Origin of the sequence: Pseudomonas sp. B21-015 (assembly GCF_024749285.1) — a bacterium.
GTDB lineage: Bacteria > Pseudomonadota > Gammaproteobacteria > Pseudomonadales > Pseudomonadaceae > Aquipseudomonas.
The window spans coordinates 3,941,704-3,962,256 of the sequence record NZ_CP087196.1; the positions used below are offsets into that span (position 1 = coordinate 3,941,704).

The following is a 20,553-nucleotide window of genomic DNA, read 5'->3' on the forward strand; positions in this document are numbered from 1 at the left end:
GTCTTCATCAGTGCATTGGATATATGGAGGAATTGTTTTTCTTCTTGGACTTTTTCTTTTTCTTGAACAAAGAACCAAGTGCCTTGCGAATTCGCTTGAACATAGAGTCTCCTAAACTTTCACTGCAGGTATCGATGAATGGTGCGTGCTGCGACATCACTGCCAAGGTCGGTAAAGTGCGCGCGATCTACGAAAAGCCATTCATCGCCCGGACGCTCTCTAAAATCATCGATCAAACTGGCAAATCGAATGCCTAAACCATGACAACCACTGGCCAAGTTATCAGCGTAATATTCCGCGACGTCGGGAACGGATATGTCGCCATACAAATGCTGCCAAGTGCCAAACCGGGAAATTCGATCAAGTTCAGCGAACAGTTTCTGCTCTTCGGCGCACGGTGTTCTTGCCCAAGTCGCCAAGGGCTGGAGAACAAACGTAAGTTCCGCACCCAAAGAATCCGCGAGTCGCTTCCAAGTAGTCAGACGATTTAGGGTGTCTTGTGTGGCGCGTGCCAGAGTTTGTGAAACTGGCGGAACTTCGGTCGTTTCGGCAGGCCACTTTGGAAGTTTGCTTGGCGGCAGTTCTGCGCCATTCTCTTCAGCAATTTCATCAAACTTTTCGTAATAGTCGCCGCAGAAGTAGAACGGCGGCAGATCACCCCGAATGAACTCGGGAAGACGCGCCATGACCAGCGTATTGAAGCCCCCCATGATCACGATCTTCCGCACTTTGGGCAGTCGATGGGCATGCAGCATGAATAGCATCAATTCCTGGGTCGCATTAAAGGTATGCCCAGCAAAATTCAGCCATGGCGTACCGTCGGGATCATACGTGGACAGGCGGCTCGCTAGCGAGGCGGCATCACTGGAAGCCCCGTAACCCAAGGCTGTTGAGGCCCCGACCAGCAAATTTACCGCGGACGGCGCGCCGGCCTCCAGGGTGCCGACACTGATCGGCCGGCCTTGCGCATCATGGGCCAGGCGAAATCCGAGCCGATCGGTATTGATCGATTCCGAACGGTAGTCGGCGGCATTGAAACCCATCACATAAGGCAGGTACTGGGAACGACTGCGACTGGCGAATTGATCGTAGGTGAGCATCTGGGGTGTCAACTTCACACGTTCCAGACTGGGATCATCCAGTGCGATGCGCTTGCGTCTTTTAAACATGGCCAAGCCACTCCTTTAGCGAGAATCAGAATTCCATTTGATCAGCCAATTTTTTTCGGGGCGAACGACGCCATCAATTTCGAATCTTTAATATCGAAAGTGCGAATTGGCTAATCACGACCCACGACAAACCATGCATCATAAGTTTTGGCTATTACCAACCTAAACTGTTAGATGCATGAAAGTCGAAATCAATTAAAACCGTATGCGAGCGATAAAGTTCACATCGCAATGCGACGAGGCGGGAAATTCAGTGATGACTGTAGCGAGGTACAATATGAAGGTATTGCATGCTGCAATACGGCGATATGGATAGCTTCCATGCATTGTATCGTCCCTTTACTTTTATTCTTCTCGGCCCCTCAGAGGGGACTCGTGCGAACGATTCTAGACATTGAATCCCAGATGTCAAATGAAAGTACCTGCATTTCATCTATTGGGAAAAAATATTGATGAACGGGTGTGCAAAATCAACAACCCCTTTGAATACCCGGTCATTCATGCCATTAAAATGACAGCACTTATGGAAGCCAGGTTCTGCCGAACAGACGGGTTTGTGCAAGGACACCTCAATGAATAAAGGCGGAACCACACGCCCCCTGATTAACGAACGCCATTTCCGTAGGGGAGCTGGCGCAGGCTGCAATCTTTTGAATTTCAGCGGCTCCGAAAATGCCAAAGATCAAAAGGGAGCACGTTCAGGCCGTGCCGCCCTTGGCCTGTTGCTCCAGGTGCAGCTGCAACTCGGGATCGATCTTCAGCGCAGCCGCCAATTCATCCAGATAATTGCGTTCGGCGTCCTGCTGATCATCCACCAACATCACGCTGGCCAGGTACATCTCGGCGGCCATGCCCGGATCCTGAGCGGACTGCGCCACATCGGCAGCATCCAGTGGCCGGGCGACTTCGTCATCGAGCCATTGCTGCAGCTGCGGATCGTCGGTATGGCGGCCGATTTCGGTGCTGATCATTTGCTTCTCGGCATCATCGATGCGCCCATCGGCCTTGGCGGCGGCGATCAAGGCACGGAGGATGGCGTGGCTGTGGTCTTCGATTTCCGGGCCAGACAACAGATCAACGGTGCGCGGCGCCTGTTGTGGTGCCGAGGCCTGGCTGCGTTGCCAGGCCTGATACGCCTGGAACGCCATCATCCCCAAAGAGGCCAATGCTGCGTAGTTGGTACCGCCCGATCGCGTTTGCGTCGAACCGCCCACGGGTGAACCGCCGCCCAGCAGCCCCCCGAGCAAACCGCCCAGGCCTCCGCCCGCACTGGCACCCGCGCCGCGCCCTAACAGACCACCAAGCAACCCGCCAAGATCGCCCAAACCTCCTTGAGCTGACGCCGCACCGCCACTCTGTTGCGACTGCGAGCCCTGGCCGGCTCGCAGTAATTGCTCAAGCAAATCGCTGGTGTTCATGACGACGTCCTCATCAATGGGCAGAAACTCAGTCAGGCAACAATAGCCCTCGTCGGACATTACGCCAGCGCCGTCTGGCTGACATCAAAAGGCGCCCGCTCACACTCCTGACAGAAACTGACACTGCCTCCTTTTATGCTGCGTCCACCTTGAATGGAGCAGCCCTATGATCACTCCCCGTTACATTTTGCTTTTCGTGGAAAACCCCGCCATCAGTGCACGATTCTATGAGTTTCTGCTCGAACGCAAGCCCGTGGAAGAGTCGCCGACCTTCGCTCTGTTTGTCCTGGATGGCGGCTACAAGCTGGGACTCTGGTCGCGGCACACCGCCGAACCTGCGGTGGGTGCGACGGGCGGCGGGACCGAACTGGCGTTCCCGGTGGAAACCGCCGAACAGGTCGATGCCCTGTTTGCCGATTGGAGCGCTCTCGGGCTGACCATGGTGCAAACGCCAACAGAGCTCGACTTCGGTCGTACCTTCGTCGCGCTTGACCCGGATAACCATCGGCTGCGCGTGTTCTACCCCTCACTGAGCTGACACCCGTCGCGACATCGGTCAACGCTCAATACGTGCCCCGGAGATTTCCGGGGTATTTTTTTGCGCGGCGTCTAAGATTCAAAGGTGGTGAACCTTATCCCCGAAAATCCGGTCGATACCTGCTACCCGACCCGGTTTGCCGACGCCCTCAACAGGAGGGTGATAACCGGCTTGCTTCACTTTCTGGAGAACGCCCCCGTGATATCCGCCGTACACATCGCCAGGCTCAAAGCGTGGGGCGCCCATGGTTTTACCGCCACCGGCGTGGTCACTGCCTTCCTCGCGACCCTCGCCTTGCTGGAGAACCAACCCACCAATTGCCTGCTGTGGCTGGGCGTGGCGCTGATCGTCGATGGCCTGGACGGCGCACTGGCGCGCAAGGTCAATGTGCAGTCGGTGCTGCCAAGTTTCGACGGTTCGATCCTCGATCTGGTGATCGACTACCTGACCTATGTGTTTATCCCGGCGCTGTTCATCTACCGTTACATCCCGTTGCCGGACTACACCCTGCTGCTGACCGTGTCGCTGATTCTGGTGTCGTCGCTGTTTTGCTTCTGCAACGTCAACATGAAGAGCAAAGACAACTACTTCCAGGGCTTCCCCGCCGCGTGGAACGTGGTTGCGCTATGCCTGTACATCATCGATCCGTCGCCGTGGATCACCTTGCTCACGGTCATCGGCCTGGCACTGTTGACCGTGACCCGAATGAAGTTTTTGCACCCGTTCCGCGTGCGTCGATTCATGCCGATCAACATTGCCGTGACGGCCATCTGGCTGCTGTGCAGCTTGTCGCTGGTGGTCAACCACCCGGTCATCAACCCGCTGGTGATGGGCCTGTGGCTGCTGATGTCGGCGTACTTCCTGGGAATCTGCATCTGGCGCACCGCGCTGGAGTGGTTCGACAGCTCGCGGCTCAAGTAGGCACTGCGATCATGCCCATCCATATCGTGCGACTCGGTTCACCCCGCTCCGCCAACGAAGGCCTGCGCCTGGGCACCGTACGCCGCCCGCCTCGTGGCGTGCCGAAGGCCGAATTTGCCAGTCGTGATTTTTATGATGTGTGGCAACCGCTGCTGTCTCCCAGCCCCGAGTTGGTGGCCGTAGCCAAAGCGGCAGACGATGCCAAAGCCTGGGAGGCCTTCAAGCGCAAGTTCAAGGCCGAAATGAACCATCCCGCACCCAGCCAGTTGCTCGACCTGCTGGCCGCCCTCTCCCATCAAACGTCGCTGGCCGTGGGGTGTTATTGCGAGGAAGAGGCGTACTGCCACCGTTCCGTATTACGGGAACTACTGGAGGCACGGGGCGCGAACGTTGTTTAAATCAGGTGAACACCAGCCGGCCTGAAGTTGCCGGGTTGCCCTGCAACATAGAATCTCCCACATTAGAACGTCGGCATGACACCCATCGCATGAACCCCACGGAAGAGAGACCGATCATGGTCAATAATCAAAGGATTGGGTGTATTGAACGGGAGGTTTGTCATGTCTGGTCAATCGCGTTTCATGCTGGTCGTCTCACCCCTGATGGAACACAGCCCCGCCTTCGACCGGGCCGCGGCGCTGGCCAAGGCCGAGAGTGCGGCCCTGCACATCGTGGCCTTCGACTATCTGGAAGGCCTGGCGACCGCCAGCCTGGTCAACGAAAAAGCCCTGGAACAGATGCGCCTGGGGTACGTCGAGCGCCACCGTCAGTGGCTTGAGGAACAGGCCCGCCCCTTGCGCAAGATCGGTGTGCACGTCACCACCGAGGTGGCCTGGGTCGAACATCCGCTGGAGGAAATCCTGATTCACCTCAAAGAGCAGCCGATGGACGTGCTGATCAAGGCGCTGGAACACCCATCGCGGCTGTCGCGGCTGGTGTTTACCCCCCTTGACGTGCATCTGCTGCGTGAGTGCCCGGTGCCGCTGCATTTCGTCAGCCATGCCAAGCATGCATTGCCGCGCAAGATCGTCGCGGCGGTCGATCCCTTCCATCGTGATGATCAATACAAAAGCTTCAACGACCGGATTCTGCACGAAGCGTCAAAACTGGCCAGCGCCTGCAATGCCGAGCTCGATGTGGTCTACGCCTATGACCTTTCATCCATCAGCGCGGACGAATTCAACTTCGATAACGGTTCGGCGTTCTTCACTTCCGGCAAGGCCAAGACCCTGTTCGACTTCCAGGAGGACGCCTTCAACGAACTGGCCGCACGCAACGGCATCGCGCCGGAACAACGACACATGATCATGGGCAACCCGACCAAGGTGCTGACCCGCTATGCCGATACCTATGACGTCGACGTGATTGTCATGGGCCGGATCGGCCATCGCGGCATGGGCCGGTTGATCGGCAGCACGGTGGAACATGTGTTGTACAAAATGCCGTGCAGCGTGTGGGTGGTGTACACCGAGCGGCTGGATGAGTGATTGGGCTGCTCAGAGAGTCAATTCTGCACATACCCTGTGGGAGCGGGCTTGCTCGCGAAGAGGATCTTACGTTCAACAGTGATGTTGACTGAATGTCCGCCTTCGCGAGCAAGCCCGCTCCCACAGGGGATTTGTGTTGTCGTTTCAACGCCGTGTAATCACCACCTCCAGGTATTCACTGGGCACCACCAGCGACCGCTCTCCCGCTCGATTCAGGCGATTGAGCAGTTCGGTCAAGTCGCTTTCCAGCGCCGCGCCCCCTTCGGGTGGCAGGGTCGCAAAGGCCTTGTGAACCGGGCCATACCAGGTGCGGAAAATGTCGATGAAATGGGCGGCCGAGCGGTAGCGGAAGTTGAATAACCGCCGTGTCACCTGGAGTAGAAAGTCGCGCTGATCGAACTGCGAGTGCAACCAGGCTTCGGAGCCCCAGTTGGAAGGCGGTTGAGCCCCCACGGGTGGCGGCATGTGGCGACCCAGGGTCTTGAACATCTGGCCGACGAAGCCTTCAGGCGTCCAGTTGGCAAGGCCAATTCGCCCGCCAGGACGGCACACCCGCGCCAGTTCCGCGGCGGCCTTGGGCTGATCCGGGGTAAACATCACACCGAAGGTCGAGAGCACGGCATCGAAGCTGGCGTCTTCGAACGGCAGGGCCTCGGCATCGGCCACCTGAAAGGTCACGTCCAGGCGCTCGGCCCGGGCGCGGTCTTCACCCCGTTCAAGCAGCTTGGCCACGTAGTCGGTGGACGTAACCTTGCAGCCCCGACGCGCGGCGGCGAGCGTTGCGTTACCGTTGCCGGCGGCGACGTCCAGCACGAGCTCATCACAGAGCAGGTCGCAGGCTTCGGCCAGTTGTTCGCCGACAATCTGTAAGGTGGTGCCGATCACGGCGTAGTCGCCGCTGGCCCACGCAGTCATCTGACGGTTTTTCAGGGCAGTGAGGTCAATGGGTGTGCTCATGAAGTCAGCTCCATCGCAGGTTGGCCCGGCTTACTCCGCCGTGGTGGGATCGATGATGCTCATGACTCGGGAAACGCTGTTGATCGGAAATCCACCCTGTTTGGCGTGCTCCCTGATGAGTTCTTCATTCGGCGCGATGTACACGCAATAAATCTTGTCGCCAGTGACGTAACTCTGCTGCCATTGCACTTCTGGCCCCAACCCGCGCAACACATCGCAGGATTTTTGCGAGATCGCTTTGAGTTCCTGTTGCGGCAGTGCGCCGGCCCCCGGAAGCTCGCGCTCAATAATGAACTTAGGCATGACAATCTCCCTTGCATGATCGTGATGGCAGAGTCGAGAGTGACCCCGTCCACAAACTAAAGCTCCCGGATACGTATCCGTCCTGCCCGGTCGTCCGGCAGTCCCACGAAATGCACCGCTCTCCGATGCATGGTCGCCCCTCCGTAACGCCGCATTAACAGGTTGGCTTGCGTCGCCGAAACGGGTTACACGGCAGGCGCCTTGGCCTCTTTCAGCAGCTGCTGAATCAATTGCTCCTGAGTCTCGTAACGGCCCTCGCCAAAGTGGCTGTAACGCACCTGCCCCTTGGCATCGATCAGGTAATGTGCGGGCCAGTACTGGTTATCGAAGGCGCGCCAGATCGTGTAGTTGTTATCGATCGCCACCGGGTAGGTGATGCCCAGTTTTTTCACCTGATCGCGGACGTTGTCGATGATGCGTTCGTAACCGTATTCAGGGGTGTGCACGCCGATCACCACCAAGCCGTCCTTCTGATATTTCTTCGCCCAGTCCTTCACGTAGGGCAAGGTGTGCTGGCAGTTGATGCAGCCATACGTCCAGAAGTCCACCAGCACCACTTTGCCACGCAGGGCATCGTTGCTCAGCGCTGGCGAGTTGAGCCATTCGACCGCGCCGGAGAGTGACGGCATCACACCTTTGGCCGAGTCCACGCTCGAGTCGGCCTTGACCTTGCTGACCAGGTAATCGACCACTTTCGGCACGGTTTCCAGCACCTGCCGTTCCACCGTGGTAACGCCTTCGGACGAGGTGCCCGCAAGCAGCCTGTTGTCGGTTCCGGTGGCGATGACCGCCGCCGCGACCAACACCGCAGCACCGGCACCGCGACGCAGCCAGCCGGTGACTGGAATCGACGGTCTCAAGCGATTGACCAGGCCGCGACCGGCAAAGACCAAGGTGCCCAGGGACAACGCGCTGCCCAGGCCATACGCCACCAGCAACAGGCTGGTCTGGGCGTTGGCGCCTTGCAGCATCGCGCCGGTGAGGATCACTCCGAGGATCGGCCCGGCACACGGTGCCCAGAGCAGCCCCGTGGCGACGCCGATCATCACCGAGCCCAGCGGGCCGGACATTTTGCGGGTGTCGGGGTCGAGGCGATTGCCCAGCAGCACCAACGGACGCGCCAGCCAGCCGCCGATGCGGACGGAGATCAGCGACAGCGCAAACAGCACCATCACGATCAGCGCCACATGGCGGCCGGTGTTGTTGGCTTGTACCACCCAGTCACTGCTGACCACGGCCAGGCTGGAGATCAGGGCGAAGGTCAGGGCCATGCCGCCGAGGGTGAGCAGGATCGAAGAGCGTGTGCGTTCAACACCGGCAAACAGAAACGGCACGACCGGGAGGATGCAGGGGCTGAGGACGGTCAAAATGCCGCCCAGGAATGCGATGAGAAACATGGGATTACCTTGAGAGTACGAGTCCCATGTGGGAGCGAGCCTGCTCGCGATAGCGATCTGACGGTCACATAGAGGTTGAATGTGCTGCCGTCATCGCGAGCAGGCTCGCTCCCACAGGGATATTGGGTGGTTGGGGGATTGCGTGCGGTCAGGCTGCTATGCCGATCACCCCTTCCCCGTGCATCTGCCGCAACAACGCCACCCCACTGTCAATAAACACTGGCGACCCAACCATCCTCGCCTCCATCGCCAGCCCTTCCAGCTGCGCTCGGCCATTTAGCTGAGGAAACTCTCCGATCCGCTGCAACAACCGCCACGTCAACGGGCTCAATTCGGAGAAACGCACACTCCAGTCTTCGGCCCGACGAACCAACAGCAACGTCGGCTGAGCCGGCAACGCTTGCGGGCGGTAATCCGGCCCCACCCATTGCACCGGCCAGCCATACGCCAACGGCCAGGCCAGCGGCGAAACCTGCAACGGTCGATCCAGCAGCAACCCGGCATCGCTGGCTGGAAACGGCTCGGCCCCGGATTGTTGCAGCACCATTTCGACCCATTCGTAATGCGCCAGCTCGACCATGAATGGCGGCCACGGTCCATCGCTCAACGTCAGCGGCTCCGTGGCCAGGAACTCGACAAACTCCCGGGCGATCTCGCCGAACTTTGGCGTTTGAGCACGGTGGTCCCGCAGGAAGATCCGCACCAGAGAACGCCAGTCACTGTCGCCCAGTATCTTCACCAATACCGCAAAGGTGCTACTGAGCAACGACGACAGGTTCGAGAACACCAGGTCGCGATAAACCTGCACCCGCGCCACGTCCATCCCGGCGGGGCGCGATACGCCGCGCCGTGAGCGCCGCCGACGCCGATCCAGTTCTCCGGCGCGACTTCCAGAAAGTCGAAAGCGCCCTCCGGGGCCGCTTGCAGGTCCTTGATCAAACCGCGGCGCAAGCCTAGCCCGACGGTCGCCGGTACTGATGTGAGGGGAATCTGCATGGTGTCGATCTCATCCGGTCTGGTCCGGTCTCCAGCGCCTGAACACTCAGTGCCGGCCGGCAGGCCCAGTTAGGCGACGCGGTGTGTCGGGGCTGTGTGCGCAAACGGCCATTTTTCAGAGAACTGTATCGGACAGGCAGCCAGATACAGTGGGATACACGAACTAGACTTGTTGATTACCCCCGAAGGGGGAGCCAGGACGCGGTTATCGTCCTGTTCATTCCCACGATCACCGCCCAGAGGGGCATGCCTCGACAAACAATGCCTGCGGACCGTGATCCTGCTGAAGGAGCACACATGATGGACGAGGCCAGACTCAATGATTTCATGGGCAAACTGGTAAACGACATGGGCGGCGCGGCGATGCTCGCCAACGTCATCCTCGGCGAAGAGCTCGGCCTGTACCGGGCCATGGCCGACAGTCAGCCAGTCACCCCCGAAGCACTCGCCGCGAAGACCGGCTGCAACACCCGCCTGCTGCGTGAATGGCTCAGCGCCCACGCCGCCTCCGGTTACATGGAACACCGCAACGGCCAGTTCCGCCTGCCCGAAGAGCAAGCCCTGGCGCTGGCGATCGAAGATTCACCGGTCTATGTGGCCGGCGGTATCGGCGTGGTTGCGTCGTTTTTCCATGACAAGGACAAACTGGTCAACGCCATGCGCGGCAACGGTGCCCTGCCCTGGGGCGATCACCATCCGTGCATGTTCAGCGGCACGGAACGGTTCTTCCGCCCAGGGTACAAGGCGCATCTGGTCAGTGAATGGCTGCCGGCCCTCGATGGGGTGGTCGCCAAACTGGAGGCCGGCGCGAAGGTGGCAGACATCGGCTGCGGCCACGGCGCCTCGACCGTGATCATGGCCCAGGCATTCCCGGATTCGCGGTTCGTCGGTTTCGACTACCACGCACCCTCCGTCACCGTCGCCACCCAGCGCGCCGAAGAAGGTGGGGTGGCCGGCCGGGCGAGGTTCTTCCAGGGCACCGCCAAGAGCTATCCGGGCGACGACTATGACCTGATCTGCTACTTCGACTGCCTGCACGACATGGGTGACCCGGTCGGCGCCGCGCGGCATGCCTATGAATCGCTCAAACCCGACGGCACGGTGCTGCTGGTGGAGCCTTTCGCCAACGACACCCTCGACGAAAACACCACCCCGGTGGGACGGCTGTTCTACGCCGCCTCGACCTTTATCTGTACGCCTAACTCGCTGTCCCAGGAAGTCGGCCTCGGGCTCGGTGCCCAGGCGGGCGAAGCACGGTTGCGCAAGGTCTTCACCGAGGCGGGGTTCACCCAGTTCCGGCGGGCCACGGAAACGCCGTTCAACCTGATACTGGAGGCGCGGAAATAGAGGCAGGCCATCTGCCCGGGTGATCCGCCAGCAACTGGCGAAACCCAATTCCTGTGGGAGCGAGCCTACTCGCGATGGCGGTGTGTCAGGCAGTATCTATGTTGAATGTGCCGCCCCCTTCGCGAGCAGGCTCGCTCCCACAGGGGAATGTTGTCATCGCGCGGAGAGGCGCTCGCCGAGGTTTTCAGCCTTGAGAATATCGAACAGCGCTTGCGCCGCCGCCGACAGTTCATGCCCCGTCGTCAGCACTCCGATCGCCCGCTCCACCACCGGATCACGCAGGGTAATGCAACGCGCGCCCAGCTCGCGCATCTGCCCGGCGCACAACGCTGGCACCGCGCTCACGCCCAATCCGCTGGCCACCATCCGCCCGACCGTCGCCAACTGATGACTTTCAAACTCCACCGGCAATTTCATGCCCCGCGACTGCAAGTGCTCTTCGAGCATCACCCGCACCGTGGACGGTCGCTGCAAGGTAATGAACGGTTCCTTGAGCAAGGTCTGCCAATCGATATCGCCCAGGTCCGCCAGCGGTGAATCGAACGGCACCACCGCCACAAACCGGTCGATGTACAAGGGGGTAAATTCCAGCGACGAACTCTGGGTCGGTTCAAACGCCACGCCCAATTCCACCTGGCGGTCGCGAACCATTTCCAGCACCTGCTCGTTGATCACGTCGTTCACCGTGACGTTGACCTTGGGATAACGCGCGCGAAAGGTCTTGAGAATCGGCGGCAGCAGGTTGCCGGCAAACGACGGCATCGCCGCCAGGGTCACGCGGCCACGCTGGAGGGTGAAGCGTTGCCGGAGCTCATCCTCGGCATTGTCCCAATCCGCGATCAACCGGCGAGCCAATGGCAGCAGCGATTCGCCTTCCGCGGTCAGTGCGACGTTGCGGGTATTGCGCGTGAACAGGCGCCCGCCCAGGCCCTCCTCCAGCGCCTTGATGGTCAGGCTCAACGCCGACTGGGACAGGTGCAGCCGCTCGCAAGCCACGGCAAAACTCAAACTCTGGGCCACGGCCAGAAACGCACGGATCTGTTTAACGGTCATGGCCGATGTCTCCAACGTAATACATTGGTGAGTTTTATCTATCAATCAACCTTAAAAATCAACTTAACAAATAAATCCTCCAGCGCGACACTCCCTCCCCATCCGGCTAGCCAGCCGCCCACAAAGAATAAAAGAGGTGCATATGGCAGGGTTCGACAAGCGCGTGTATTCCTATGAGGAAGCGATGGCCGGTCTTGAAGACGGCATGACCGTGATTTCCGGCGGCTTCGGCCTGTGCGGGATTCCGGAAAACCTCATAGCCGAGATCAAGCACCGAGGCACGCGCGACCTCACCGTAGTGTCCAACAACTGCGGCGTCGACGGTTTCGGCCTCGGTGTGCTGCTGGTAGACCGGCAGATCCGCAAAGTGGTGGCCTCCTACGTCGGCGAAAACGCACTGTTCGAAAAGCAGCTGCTGAGCGGCGAAATCGAAGTCGTCCTGACCCCCCAAGGCACCCTCGCCGAAAAAATGCGCGCAGGCGGTGCCGGCATCCCGGCGTTCTTCACCGCCACCGGCGTCGGCACTCCGGTGGCCGAAGGCAAGGAAGTGCGCGAATTCAAGGGTCGCAAGTACCTGATGGAAGAATCCATCACCGGTGACTTCGCCATCGTCAAAGGCTGGAAAGCCGACCATTTCGGTAACGTGGTCTATCGCCACACCGCCCAGAACTTCAACCCGCTGGCCGCCACCGCCGGCAAGATCACCGTGGTCGAAGTCGAAGAAATCGTCGAACCCGGCGAGCTGGACCCGTCGCAGATCCACACCCCTGGCATCTACGTCGACCGGGTCATTTGCGGCACGTTCGAAAAGCGCATCGAACAGCGCACCGTGCGTAAGTGATCCCCTGCCCCCGGACCGAATGAAGGAATAACAACAATGGCACTTTCCCGCGAACAAATGGCTCAGCGCGTCGCCCGCGAAATGCAGGACGGCTACTACGTGAACCTCGGCATCGGCATTCCGACCCTGGTCGCCAACTACATCCCCGAAGGCATGGAAGTCATGCTGCAATCGGAAAACGGCCTGCTCGGCATGGGCGCCTTTCCGACCGATGCCGAAGTCGACGCCGACATGATCAACGCCGGCAAGCAAACAGTGACCGCGCGAATCGGCGCGTCGATTTTCTCCTCCGCCGAATCGTTCGCGATGATCCGCGGCGGCCACATCGACCTGACCGTGCTGGGCGCGTTCGAAGTGGACGTCGAAGGCAACATCGCCTCCTGGATGATCCCCGGCAAACTGGTCAAGGGCATGGGCGGCGCGATGGACCTGGTGGCCGGTGCGGACAATATCATCGTCACCATGACCCACGCCTCCAAGGACGGCGAGTCGAAACTGCTGCCCCGTTGCAGCCTGCCGCTGACCGGTGCCGGTTGCATCAAACGCGTGCTGACCGACCTAGCCTACCTGGAAATCCACAACGGCGCGTTCATTCTCAAGGAACGCGCGCCGGGCGTGAGCGTCGAAGAAATCGTCGCCAAGACCGCGGGTAAACTGATCGTGCCTGACCACGTCCCGCAAATGCAGTTCGCTGCCCAGTGAGGAATCCTTCCATGCAAGAAGTCGTGATTGTTGCCGCCACTCGCACTGCCATCGGCAGCTTCCAGGGGGCGCTGGCGAATGTATCCGCGGTTGACCTCGGTGCTGCGGTGATCCGTCAACTGCTGGCGCAGACCGGGCTGGACCCGGCGCACGTCGATGAAGTGATCATGGGCCAGGTGCTGACCGCCGGTGCCGGACAAAACCCTGCGCGTCAGGCCGCGATCAAGGCTGGCCTGCCCTTCGCCGTGCCGGCCATGACCCTGAACAAGGTCTGTGGTTCGGGCCTCAAAGCGCTGCATCTGGCGGCGCAGGCGATTCGCTGCGGCGATGCCGAGGTGATCATCGCCGGCGGCCAGGAAAACATGAGCCTGGCCAATTACGTCATGCCCGGTGCTCGCACGGGGTTGCGCATGGGTCACGCACAGATCGTCGACACGATGATCAGCGACGGTTTGTGGGATGCGTTCAACGATTACCACATGGGCATCACCGCCGAGAATCTGGCTGAGAAATACAGCCTGACCCGTGAGCAACAGGACGCCTTCGCTGCCGCGTCCCAGCAGAAAGCCGTGGCCGCCATCGAAGCCGGGCGGTTTGCCGACGAAATCACCCCGATCCTGATCCCGCAGCGCAAGGGCGATCCGGTTGCCTTCGCCACCGATGAACAGCCTCGGGCCGGCACCACCGCCGACTCCCTGGGCAAACTGAAAGCGGCCTTCAAGAAGGACGGTTCGGTGACTGCCGGCAACGCGTCTTCGCTGAACGACGGTGCCGCCGCCGTGATCCTGATGAGCGCCGAAAAAGCCAAGGCCCTCGGTCTGCCGGTGCTGGCAAAAATCGCCGCTTACGCCAACGCGGGCGTCGACCCGGCGATCATGGGCATCGGCCCGGTCAGCGCCACCCGTCGTTGCCTGGACAAGGCCGGCTGGTCCATCGATCAACTGGACCTGATCGAAGCCAACGAAGCCTTCGCCGCGCAATCTTTGGCGGTGGCCAAGGATCTGGAATGGGACCAGAACAAAGTCAACGTCAACGGTGGCGCCATTGCCCTGGGCCATCCGATCGGTGCTTCGGGTTGCCGGGTGCTGGTGACGTTGCTGCATGAAATGATCAAGCAGGACGCCAGGAAAGGTCTGGCGACGTTATGCATCGGTGGAGGCCAAGGCGTGGCACTGGCCATCGAAAGAGCTTAAAAGCTTCGCGAGCAAGCCCGCTCCCACAGGGGATTTAGGTGAGGCACAGTTTTTGTGTTCACTGAAGATCAACTGTGGGAGCGGGCTTGCTCGCGAAAAGGCCCGATCAGGCAATACACCTCCCGACTCAGCCCACAAACTGCAAAATCAACCAGCTATTCGCCCCGCTGATCACCGTAAACAATCCCCACGCCAACACCCGCGTTGGCAGTCGATTCACAAACGGCCCCATGAGCTGCTGATCGTTGGTCATGCGAATCAACGGATACAACGCGAATGGCAATTGCAGACTCAACACCACCTGACTCAACACCAGCAGCTTGCCGATTGCCCCATCGCCCATCAGCCATACGCCGATAAACGCCGGGATCAGCGCCAGCCCGCGAGTGATCAACCGCCGTTGCCAGCAGGGCAGCCGCAGGTTCAGGTAGCCCTCCATGATCACCTGGCCGGCGATGGTGCCGGTGAAGGTCGAGCTCTGCCCCGACGCCAGCAACGCCACGCCAAACAGCACGCTGGCCAACGCACCGCCCACCAATGGATCGAGCAGATGATAGGCATCCTGGATGTCCACCACGTCGGTATGCCCGGTCTTGTGAAACGCCGCGGCGGCCAGAATCAGGATCGCGGCGTTGACCAGCAGCGCCAGCGTCAGAGAACCGATGGTGTCGATGCGCGCCAGTTTGACCGCGTCCTGCTTGCTGGCCAGGTCCTTGCCGATCATTCGGGTCTGCACGATCGAGGTGTGCAGATAGAGGTTATGCGGCATCACCGTGGCCCCGAGAATACCGATGGCCAGGTACAGCGGCGCCGCATCGCCGAGGGCTGAAAGTGACGGCGTAAAGCCCCGGGCGACGTCCGGCCAGTAGGGTTTGATCAGCAACAGCTCGACGAAGAAACACGCGCCAATAGTGCCCACCAGCACCAGCATGATCGCCTCCAGTCGGCGAAAGCCCCGGTTTTGCAGCGCCAATACCAGCAGCGTGTCGAACGCGGTGAGCGCGATGCCGAAGGTCAGCGAACAACCCAGCAGCAGGTGGAACGCCAGCGCACAGCCGAGCACTTCGGCGAGGTCGGTGGCGATGATCGAAATTTCCGCCAGCAGCCACTGGGTCCGTGCGGTCCGCGTGCTGTAGCGATCCCGGCACAACTGCGCCAGATCACGCCCGGTGGCGATGCCCAGACGCGAGCACAAACACTGCACCACCATCCCCGCCAGACTCGCCAGCAACACCACGAACAACAGGCTGTAGCCAAACCGCGAACCGGCCTCGATGGCGGTAGCCCAGTTGCCCGGGTCCATGTAGCCGATGGACACCAGCAAACCGGGGCCGGCAAAGCGCAGGACGCGCTTGAAGAAGGCTGCACGAGGGTCAACGGCAACCGTGCCGGCCACTTCCGGTGGGCAAAACGGCGCAGTACCGACTTCGGGCAAACTGAATTTCACACAAGCATCCGTCAACAGTTGGGAGCGCGCAGCTTAGACGTTTCGCGCACTCCGGTGTAGGCGCTCAGCGCTTGTGCAGAGAGCGCCCTGAGCATTTCCTCACCCGCAATGCTAACGTGGCCGGCTCACACCGATCGGAGACGCGTGCGTGCTGATGCTCAAACTGTTGGTGATTCCGGGATTTCTGTTGCTGATTTCCCTGGCCGGAAAACGCTGGGGCCCAAGCGTCGCCGGTTGGCTGTCGGGGTTGCCGGTGGTGGTCGGGCCGATTCTGTTCTTCCTCGCCATCGAGCAAGGCCTGGTGTTCGCCGCTCAGGCGGCGACGGCAGCGTTATCGGCAATGTTCGCAATGATTGCCTTTTGCGTGACCTATGCCCAGGTTGCACAACGCTTGAGCTGGCCGTGGGCGCTGACGATTTCGCTGCTGGTCTGGGCTCTGGCTGCCAGCGTGTTGTCGCTGATCCCGCCGTCGCTGGTGTTCTCGGTGATCGCGGCCGCCACCGCATTGCTGGCCGCGCCGCACCTGTTTCCCTCGGTGCAGCCCATCGTTTCAGGCCCGGCGCCGAAGTCCGACAAACTGCTGCTGCGCATGCTGGCCGGCGCCCTGCTCACATTGGCCGTCACATTGCTGGCCAGCACCGTGGGTGAACGCTGGAGCGGTCTGCTCGCGGTATTCCCGGTGCTGGGCAGTGTGATGGCGGTGTTTTCCCAGCAGACTCGCGGGCCGGCTTTTACTGCGGCGTTGCTCAGGGCGACAGCGACCGGGATGTATTCGTTTGCGGCGTTTTGTCTGGTGCTGGCGTTGGCGTTGCCAAGGTTGGGATGGCTGGGTTTTGTCTTAGGGGCAGGCGTGTCGTTGGGGATGCTATTGATCACTAAACGGCTGGCATTGCGTTCGAGAACTTAACGCTACCACGGCAGCTGCTACAGATCGCGATCCATGGGATGATCGCCGTCAAAGCGCGATCATCCCATGGAGAGTTTGAATGTCATTGTTGAGTAAAAAAGCCGTTGTTCTGCTGCTGATGGCGGCCGCCAGCCTCGGAGCCTTGAATGCGCAGGCGGCCAAGGCCACTGCCAAGGATACGGCACCGACCCAAAAGGTTTCGATGCTCGGCGGCAAGTTCACCTTCACCCTGCCCAAGGGTTTCATCGCCAACCCGCTGCCAGCCGGCGACGCGGCCACCGGTACCGCCGGGGCAACAGGCACGATGTACACCAACCAGACCACCAAAACCGTGGTGATCGCCGCTGAAAACACCATTCCCGGCGGCGTCAACGTCAAGGACAACGACGGTGAGTTCCTCGACGCCACCGTGTCCGCCTTCGCCACCGAGCAACGCAAGGCACTGCCGGACTTCAACAAACTGAGCGAAAAAAGCCTGACCCAGAAAGGCACGGGCCTGGGCCTTCGGCAGATCGACAGCACCGCCACCCAAGGCGGTGGCATGACCCTCGACAGCACGTTGATGGCCGCTTCCGGCACGCGCATGGCCATCGTTCAGATCATCTCCCGCCCCAACGACAAAACCGGCCACGAAACGCTGGTCAAACAGATCGTCACCGGCAAATAGACCCGACCGACTCAGGGATTGAGGCGCTGCAACCAGGCGCTCAGATCCTGCATCTCGGTGGCACTGATGCTGTGGCCGACACCTTCGTAGGCATGAAACTCAGGCTTGAGTGACAGGCGCTGCAACAGGCTGTCGGCCTCGGTGCCATCGTTGTAGGGCAAGCGTTTGTCGGCGGTGCCATGACCGATGAAAATCGCCAGCGACTGGCGTTTTTCATCCGGTTCGAGTTCGGACTTGAGCACCGGCAGGATTCGCCCGCTCAACGCCGCAATGCCACCTACTGCCTCGGGATGACGCAACGCCACTTCGTAGGACATGATCGCGCCCTGGCTGAAACCCACCAGGAATACCTTGTCCGTTTCGGTGTGATATTTCTTCGCCGCTTGGGCGACGAAGTCCAGTAGCACCTGGCCGCTGGCCTTCAGGTCGTCCGTCTCGCCGTTATAGGCGCCGTCGCCCTTTTTGCGAAACCACTGGTAACTGCCCTCCTCCATCGTCATCGGCGCCCGCACCGACAGATAGTTGTACTGCGGCGGCAATTCATCCTTGATGCCGAACAGGTCCTGCTCGTCGCTGCCGTAACCATGCAGGAAAATCACCAGAGGCTGGTGACGGGATTCAGCGTTGGCCTGCTCCAGGTATTTGAGCGGCAGATCGGTGTGCAGTGGGGTTTGAGCATGAACGGCGGTGGACGCCAGGAGCGTGAGCAGAGCGAGCAACTTCAACATTAACCTTCCTTCACGGCGCGCAGGATTCGGGGCAGAGCCTAACACTGTGAGGCGAGATGTCGATGATGGCCCAGGTATCTTCGCCGTTTCTGAGGCCGTCTTCGCGAGCGAGCCCGCTTGTGTCTTGCGCAGGAATTAGACTGAGGGTGAGAGCGGTGAGTGGGTACTGGCGCGCAGCACACCGACTTTCTTGCCCTTGAGTTCGGTCAGCGGGTCCTTGATGTCGCGACCCTCCTTCATCACGAAGCGTGCCGGGGTGTGGTAGTGCTTGATGGTGAAATCGACGTTCTTCTTGCGGTCGTCGGTGATGGTCATGGACGACAGGATCGCGTCGATTTTCTTGACCCTCAGGGCCGGGATCAGGCCATCGAACTCTTGCTCGACCCAGGTGCACTTCACCTTCATCTGCTCGCACAGCGCATCACCGATATCCACGTCGAAACCGGTGAGTTTGCCGTCCGGGGTTTTCATCGAAAATGTCGGATAACCGGCTTTTTGCCGATGGCCAGACGCTTAAGGTATTGGAATGGCACGAAGATGCGATCGATCTACCGCCAGGTGCGCAGTTGCGGGCCAGCAGTGACGTTTGTGAGCAGCAGATGCATCGCGTTGGCCCGGCACGGATGGGGTTGCAGTTCCACCCGGAGTGGAATGCCGAATCGGTGGCGAGGGAGCTTGCTCCCGCTCGGCTGCGAAGCAGTCGTAAATACTGAAGATGCGATCTATCCAGGAAATCGTGAGTGGCTGTTTTCAGGGCCGCTTCGCGCCCCAACGGGAGCAAGCTCCCTCGCCACACTGGGTCAGCATTCACAACTGATGGGCATCGCAATGGCGGGTTGCGCCACAACACTCAACTCAAACCCTTCATCCAGCCACCCGGTCACCCCGCCGATCATCTCCTTGACCGGGTAACCCAGCGCCGCCAGTTTCACCGCTGCCTTGTTGGCGCCGTTGCAATGGGGCCCTGCGCAATAAACCACGAACAGCGTGGATTTCGGATAAGCCGCCAGGCCATCGACCGTGATCAGTCGCCCCGCAATGTTGATCGCGCCCGGCACATGTCCGCGTTCGAACGCCAACGGTCCACGCACGTCCACCAGGACAAAATCCACATCGCCGGCCTGTTGGCTGCCGTATACGTCGGAACAATCAGTCTCGAAGGTCAGACGGTTGCTGAAATGCATCAGGGCGATGGCGGATGGGGCTGCGGGAATCTCGCGAACCAGGCTGGGCATGGGCTGTACTCCAAAGTCTCGGTGGGTGTGAGAAGACTTTATCTGCTCCGGGCTTGCCGCTACAGTGGCGCACAAGACACTCACCGGGAACTTTCCGCCAAATGCAGCCCACCCCAGGCTTGGTCGCGATTCTGGCCTACGACGGCCTCTGCACCTTCGAGTTCGGCATCGCCGTGGAGATCTTCGGTCTGGCGCGACCGGAGTTCGATTTCCCTTGGTATGAGCACCGCATCGTCGCTGTCGACCCAGGGCCGATGCGTGCCATGGGCGGCATTCAGGTGCTGGCCGACGGTGGGATGGAACTGCTTGAAGAGGCCCGGACCATCATCATCCCCGGCTGGCGCGACCGCAGCGCGGCGGTGCCTGAACCTTTGCTCGCAGCCCTGCGCCAGGCCCATGCCCGGGGCGCGCGATTGCTGTCGATCTGTTCCGGGGTATTTGTACTGGCGGCCACCGGTTTGCTCGACGGTCACGGCGCCACGACGCATTGGCGCTACACCGCTGAACTGGCCGAACGCTTTCCGGACATTCAGGTGGACCCGGACGTGCTCTATGTCGATTCGGGTCAGTTGATTACCTCCGCCGGCAGCGCCGCCGGCATCGATGCCTGCCTGCACCTGGTCGCGCGGGATTTCGGCACTCAGGTGGCCAACTCGGTGGCACGGCGGTTGGTGATGTCGCCGCAACGCACCGGCGGCCAGGCGCAGTTCATTCCGTCACCGGTCAGCCCGACGCCACGTAGCGATCTGTCGCGGGTCATGCAATGGGCGCGGGAACGCCTGCACGAACCGCTGGAAGTTCGCGACCTTGCCAGCGAAGCGGCCATGAGTGAGCGGACATTCCTGCGGCGATTCACCGATGCCAGCGGCATGCCACCCAAAGCGTGGTTGCAGCATGAGCGCCTGGCCCGGGCCCGCGAGCTGCTGGAGAGCACCCGTCAGAACACGGATCAGATTGCCCGGCACTGTGGTTATCGTTCGGTGGAGAGTTTTCGGGTGGCATTTCGCAGTGTGATTGGGGTGCCGCCTTCGGTGTATCGGGAGCGGTTTGGGCGAGAACCCATCATTATTAATGGCGATAAAGATACTTCTTCCTTATGAGAAAACATCTTTATTCATCGCCAATCTTAATATTGAACCGCCCACATCCTAACGCTTCGCTATTAATAAAATTATATTAAACATTCCTCATTCGCTGCCCATTGCATAATTATCCGCGCCTGCTTAACTGCAAAAACTGCTGATCGA

The 20,553-nt window shown here is 60.3% G+C and carries 20 protein-coding genes and 3 pseudogenes; 12 read left to right on the forward strand and 11 right to left on the reverse strand.

The window, feature by feature from the left end; all coding sequences use genetic code 11:
- Positions 1-119: 119 nt before the first annotated feature.
- Both LOY38_RS17620 and LOY38_RS17625 read right to left on the reverse strand, forming a co-directional pair.
- Complete coding sequence (locus LOY38_RS17620) at positions 120-1,169, reverse strand: hypothetical protein (RefSeq protein WP_258696333.1); 1,050 nt, start codon at positions 1,167-1,169, stop codon at positions 120-122.
- Positions 1,170-1,867: 698 nt separating this feature from the next.
- Positions 1,868-2,647, reverse strand: a complete 780-nt coding sequence (locus tag LOY38_RS17625; protein WP_408980528.1) for a tellurite resistance TerB family protein — start codon at positions 2,645-2,647, stop codon at positions 1,868-1,870.
- Between the two features lie 106 nt (positions 2,648-2,753).
- Here LOY38_RS17625 and LOY38_RS17630 point away from each other — a divergent pair, with 106 nt between their 5' ends.
- The 4 genes from LOY38_RS17630 (at position 2,754) to LOY38_RS17645 (ending at position 5,533) form a co-directional block, all read left to right on the forward strand.
- Entirely contained in the window at positions 2,754-3,125 is a 372-nt protein-coding gene (locus tag LOY38_RS17630; protein ID WP_258696335.1) for a VOC family protein, read from the forward strand.
- A 198-nt stretch (positions 3,126-3,323) separates the two neighbouring features.
- A complete protein-coding gene (gene pcsA, locus LOY38_RS17635) occupies positions 3,324-4,046 on the forward strand; it encodes a phosphatidylcholine synthase (RefSeq protein ID WP_258696336.1) in 723 nt (240 codons plus the stop codon).
- A gap of 11 nt (positions 4,047-4,057) precedes the next feature.
- Positions 4,058-4,444 (forward strand): DUF488 domain-containing protein, encoded by a 387-nt coding sequence (locus LOY38_RS17640; protein ID WP_258696337.1) that lies wholly within the window; start codon positions 4,058-4,060, stop codon positions 4,442-4,444.
- Between the two features lie 162 nt (positions 4,445-4,606).
- On the forward strand, positions 4,607-5,533 hold the full coding sequence (locus LOY38_RS17645) for a universal stress protein (RefSeq protein WP_258696338.1): 927 nt from the start codon (positions 4,607-4,609) through the stop codon (positions 5,531-5,533).
- A gap of 144 nt (positions 5,534-5,677) precedes the next feature.
- On the opposite strand, the gene LOY38_RS17650 is transcribed toward LOY38_RS17645, so the two are convergent.
- The 4 genes and pseudogenes from LOY38_RS17650 to LOY38_RS17665 all read right to left on the reverse strand — a co-directional run.
- Positions 5,678-6,490 (reverse strand): class I SAM-dependent methyltransferase, encoded by an 813-nt coding sequence (locus tag LOY38_RS17650; protein WP_258696339.1) that lies wholly within the window; start codon positions 6,488-6,490, stop codon positions 5,678-5,680.
- A 30-nt stretch (positions 6,491-6,520) separates the two neighbouring features.
- On the reverse strand, positions 6,521-6,793 hold the full coding sequence (locus tag LOY38_RS17655; RefSeq protein WP_258696340.1) for a DUF4242 domain-containing protein: 273 nt from the start codon (positions 6,791-6,793) through the stop codon (positions 6,521-6,523).
- 185 nt (positions 6,794-6,978) lie between these two features.
- A complete protein-coding gene (locus tag LOY38_RS17660) occupies positions 6,979-8,190 on the reverse strand; it encodes a cytochrome c biogenesis protein DipZ (protein WP_258696341.1) in 1,212 nt (403 codons plus the stop codon).
- Positions 8,191-8,338: 148 nt separating this feature from the next.
- A pseudogene (locus LOY38_RS17665) lies at positions 8,339-9,022 on the reverse strand (DUF2063 domain-containing protein); the annotation flags it as partial.
- Between the two features lie 464 nt (positions 9,023-9,486).
- Between LOY38_RS17665 and LOY38_RS17675 the strand changes: the two are divergent.
- Entirely contained in the window at positions 9,487-10,533 is a 1,047-nt protein-coding gene (locus tag LOY38_RS17675; protein ID WP_258700745.1) for a class I SAM-dependent methyltransferase, read from the forward strand.
- Between the two features lie 153 nt (positions 10,534-10,686).
- On the opposite strand, the gene LOY38_RS17680 is transcribed toward LOY38_RS17675, so the two are convergent.
- Positions 10,687-11,586, reverse strand: a complete 900-nt coding sequence (locus LOY38_RS17680) for a LysR family transcriptional regulator (RefSeq protein WP_258696343.1) — start codon at positions 11,584-11,586, stop codon at positions 10,687-10,689.
- A 142-nt stretch (positions 11,587-11,728) separates the two neighbouring features.
- Here LOY38_RS17680 and LOY38_RS17685 point away from each other — a divergent pair, with 142 nt between their 5' ends.
- Genes LOY38_RS17685 through LOY38_RS17695 form a run of 3 tightly spaced genes read left to right on the forward strand, consistent with a single transcriptional unit; the run spans position 11,729 to position 14,322 of the window.
- The gene (locus tag LOY38_RS17685) at positions 11,729-12,427 is read left to right on the forward strand and encodes a CoA transferase subunit A (RefSeq protein WP_258696344.1); all 699 of its coding nucleotides are present in this window, start codon (positions 11,729-11,731) and stop codon (positions 12,425-12,427) included.
- Positions 12,428-12,463: 36 nt separating this feature from the next.
- Entirely contained in the window at positions 12,464-13,129 is a 666-nt protein-coding gene (locus LOY38_RS17690) for a CoA transferase subunit B (protein WP_258696345.1), read from the forward strand.
- Positions 13,130-13,140: 11 nt separating this feature from the next.
- Positions 13,141-14,322: an acetyl-CoA C-acetyltransferase gene (locus tag LOY38_RS17695; protein WP_258696346.1), complete on the forward strand. Its 1,182-nt coding sequence runs from the start codon at positions 13,141-13,143 to the stop codon at positions 14,320-14,322.
- 127 nt (positions 14,323-14,449) lie between these two features.
- Here the strand turns inward: LOY38_RS17695 and LOY38_RS17700 are convergent, their stop codons facing one another.
- The gene (locus LOY38_RS17700; RefSeq protein ID WP_258696347.1) at positions 14,450-15,769 is read right to left on the reverse strand and encodes an Nramp family divalent metal transporter; all 1,320 of its coding nucleotides are present in this window, start codon (positions 15,767-15,769) and stop codon (positions 14,450-14,452) included.
- 148 nt (positions 15,770-15,917) lie between these two features.
- On the opposite strand from LOY38_RS17700, the gene LOY38_RS17705 reads away from it, so the two are divergent.
- Positions 15,918-16,676, forward strand: coding sequence for a hypothetical protein (locus tag LOY38_RS17705; RefSeq protein WP_258696348.1), 759 nt, complete (start codon positions 15,918-15,920; stop codon positions 16,674-16,676).
- Positions 16,677-16,755: 79 nt separating this feature from the next.
- Entirely contained in the window at positions 16,756-17,343 is a 588-nt protein-coding gene (locus tag LOY38_RS17710) for a hypothetical protein (protein ID WP_258696349.1), read from the forward strand.
- Between the two features lie 11 nt (positions 17,344-17,354).
- On the opposite strand, the gene LOY38_RS17715 is transcribed toward LOY38_RS17710, so the two are convergent.
- Both LOY38_RS17715 and LOY38_RS17720 read right to left on the reverse strand, forming a co-directional pair.
- On the reverse strand, positions 17,355-18,071 hold the full coding sequence (locus tag LOY38_RS17715) for an alpha/beta hydrolase (protein ID WP_258696350.1): 717 nt from the start codon (positions 18,069-18,071) through the stop codon (positions 17,355-17,357).
- Between the two features lie 162 nt (positions 18,072-18,233).
- Positions 18,234-18,566, reverse strand: a pseudogene (locus tag LOY38_RS17720) (transporter substrate-binding domain-containing protein); the annotation flags it as partial.
- Here LOY38_RS17720 and LOY38_RS17725 point away from each other — a divergent pair.
- Positions 18,566-18,739 (forward strand): annotated as a pseudogene (locus LOY38_RS17725) (GMP synthase); the annotation flags it as partial. The pseudogenes LOY38_RS17720 and LOY38_RS17725 sit on opposite strands and share 1 nt — an antisense overlap.
- A gap of 132 nt (positions 18,740-18,871) precedes the next feature.
- Here LOY38_RS17725 and LOY38_RS17730 read toward each other — a convergent pair.
- Positions 18,872-19,306, reverse strand: a complete 435-nt coding sequence (locus tag LOY38_RS17730) for a rhodanese-like domain-containing protein (protein WP_258696351.1) — start codon at positions 19,304-19,306, stop codon at positions 18,872-18,874.
- 101 nt (positions 19,307-19,407) lie between these two features.
- On the opposite strand from LOY38_RS17730, the gene ftrA reads away from it, so the two are divergent.
- The gene (gene ftrA, locus LOY38_RS17735; RefSeq protein WP_258696352.1) at positions 19,408-20,406 is read left to right on the forward strand and encodes a transcriptional regulator FtrA; all 999 of its coding nucleotides are present in this window, start codon (positions 19,408-19,410) and stop codon (positions 20,404-20,406) included.
- Positions 20,407-20,553: the final 147 nt, after the last annotated feature.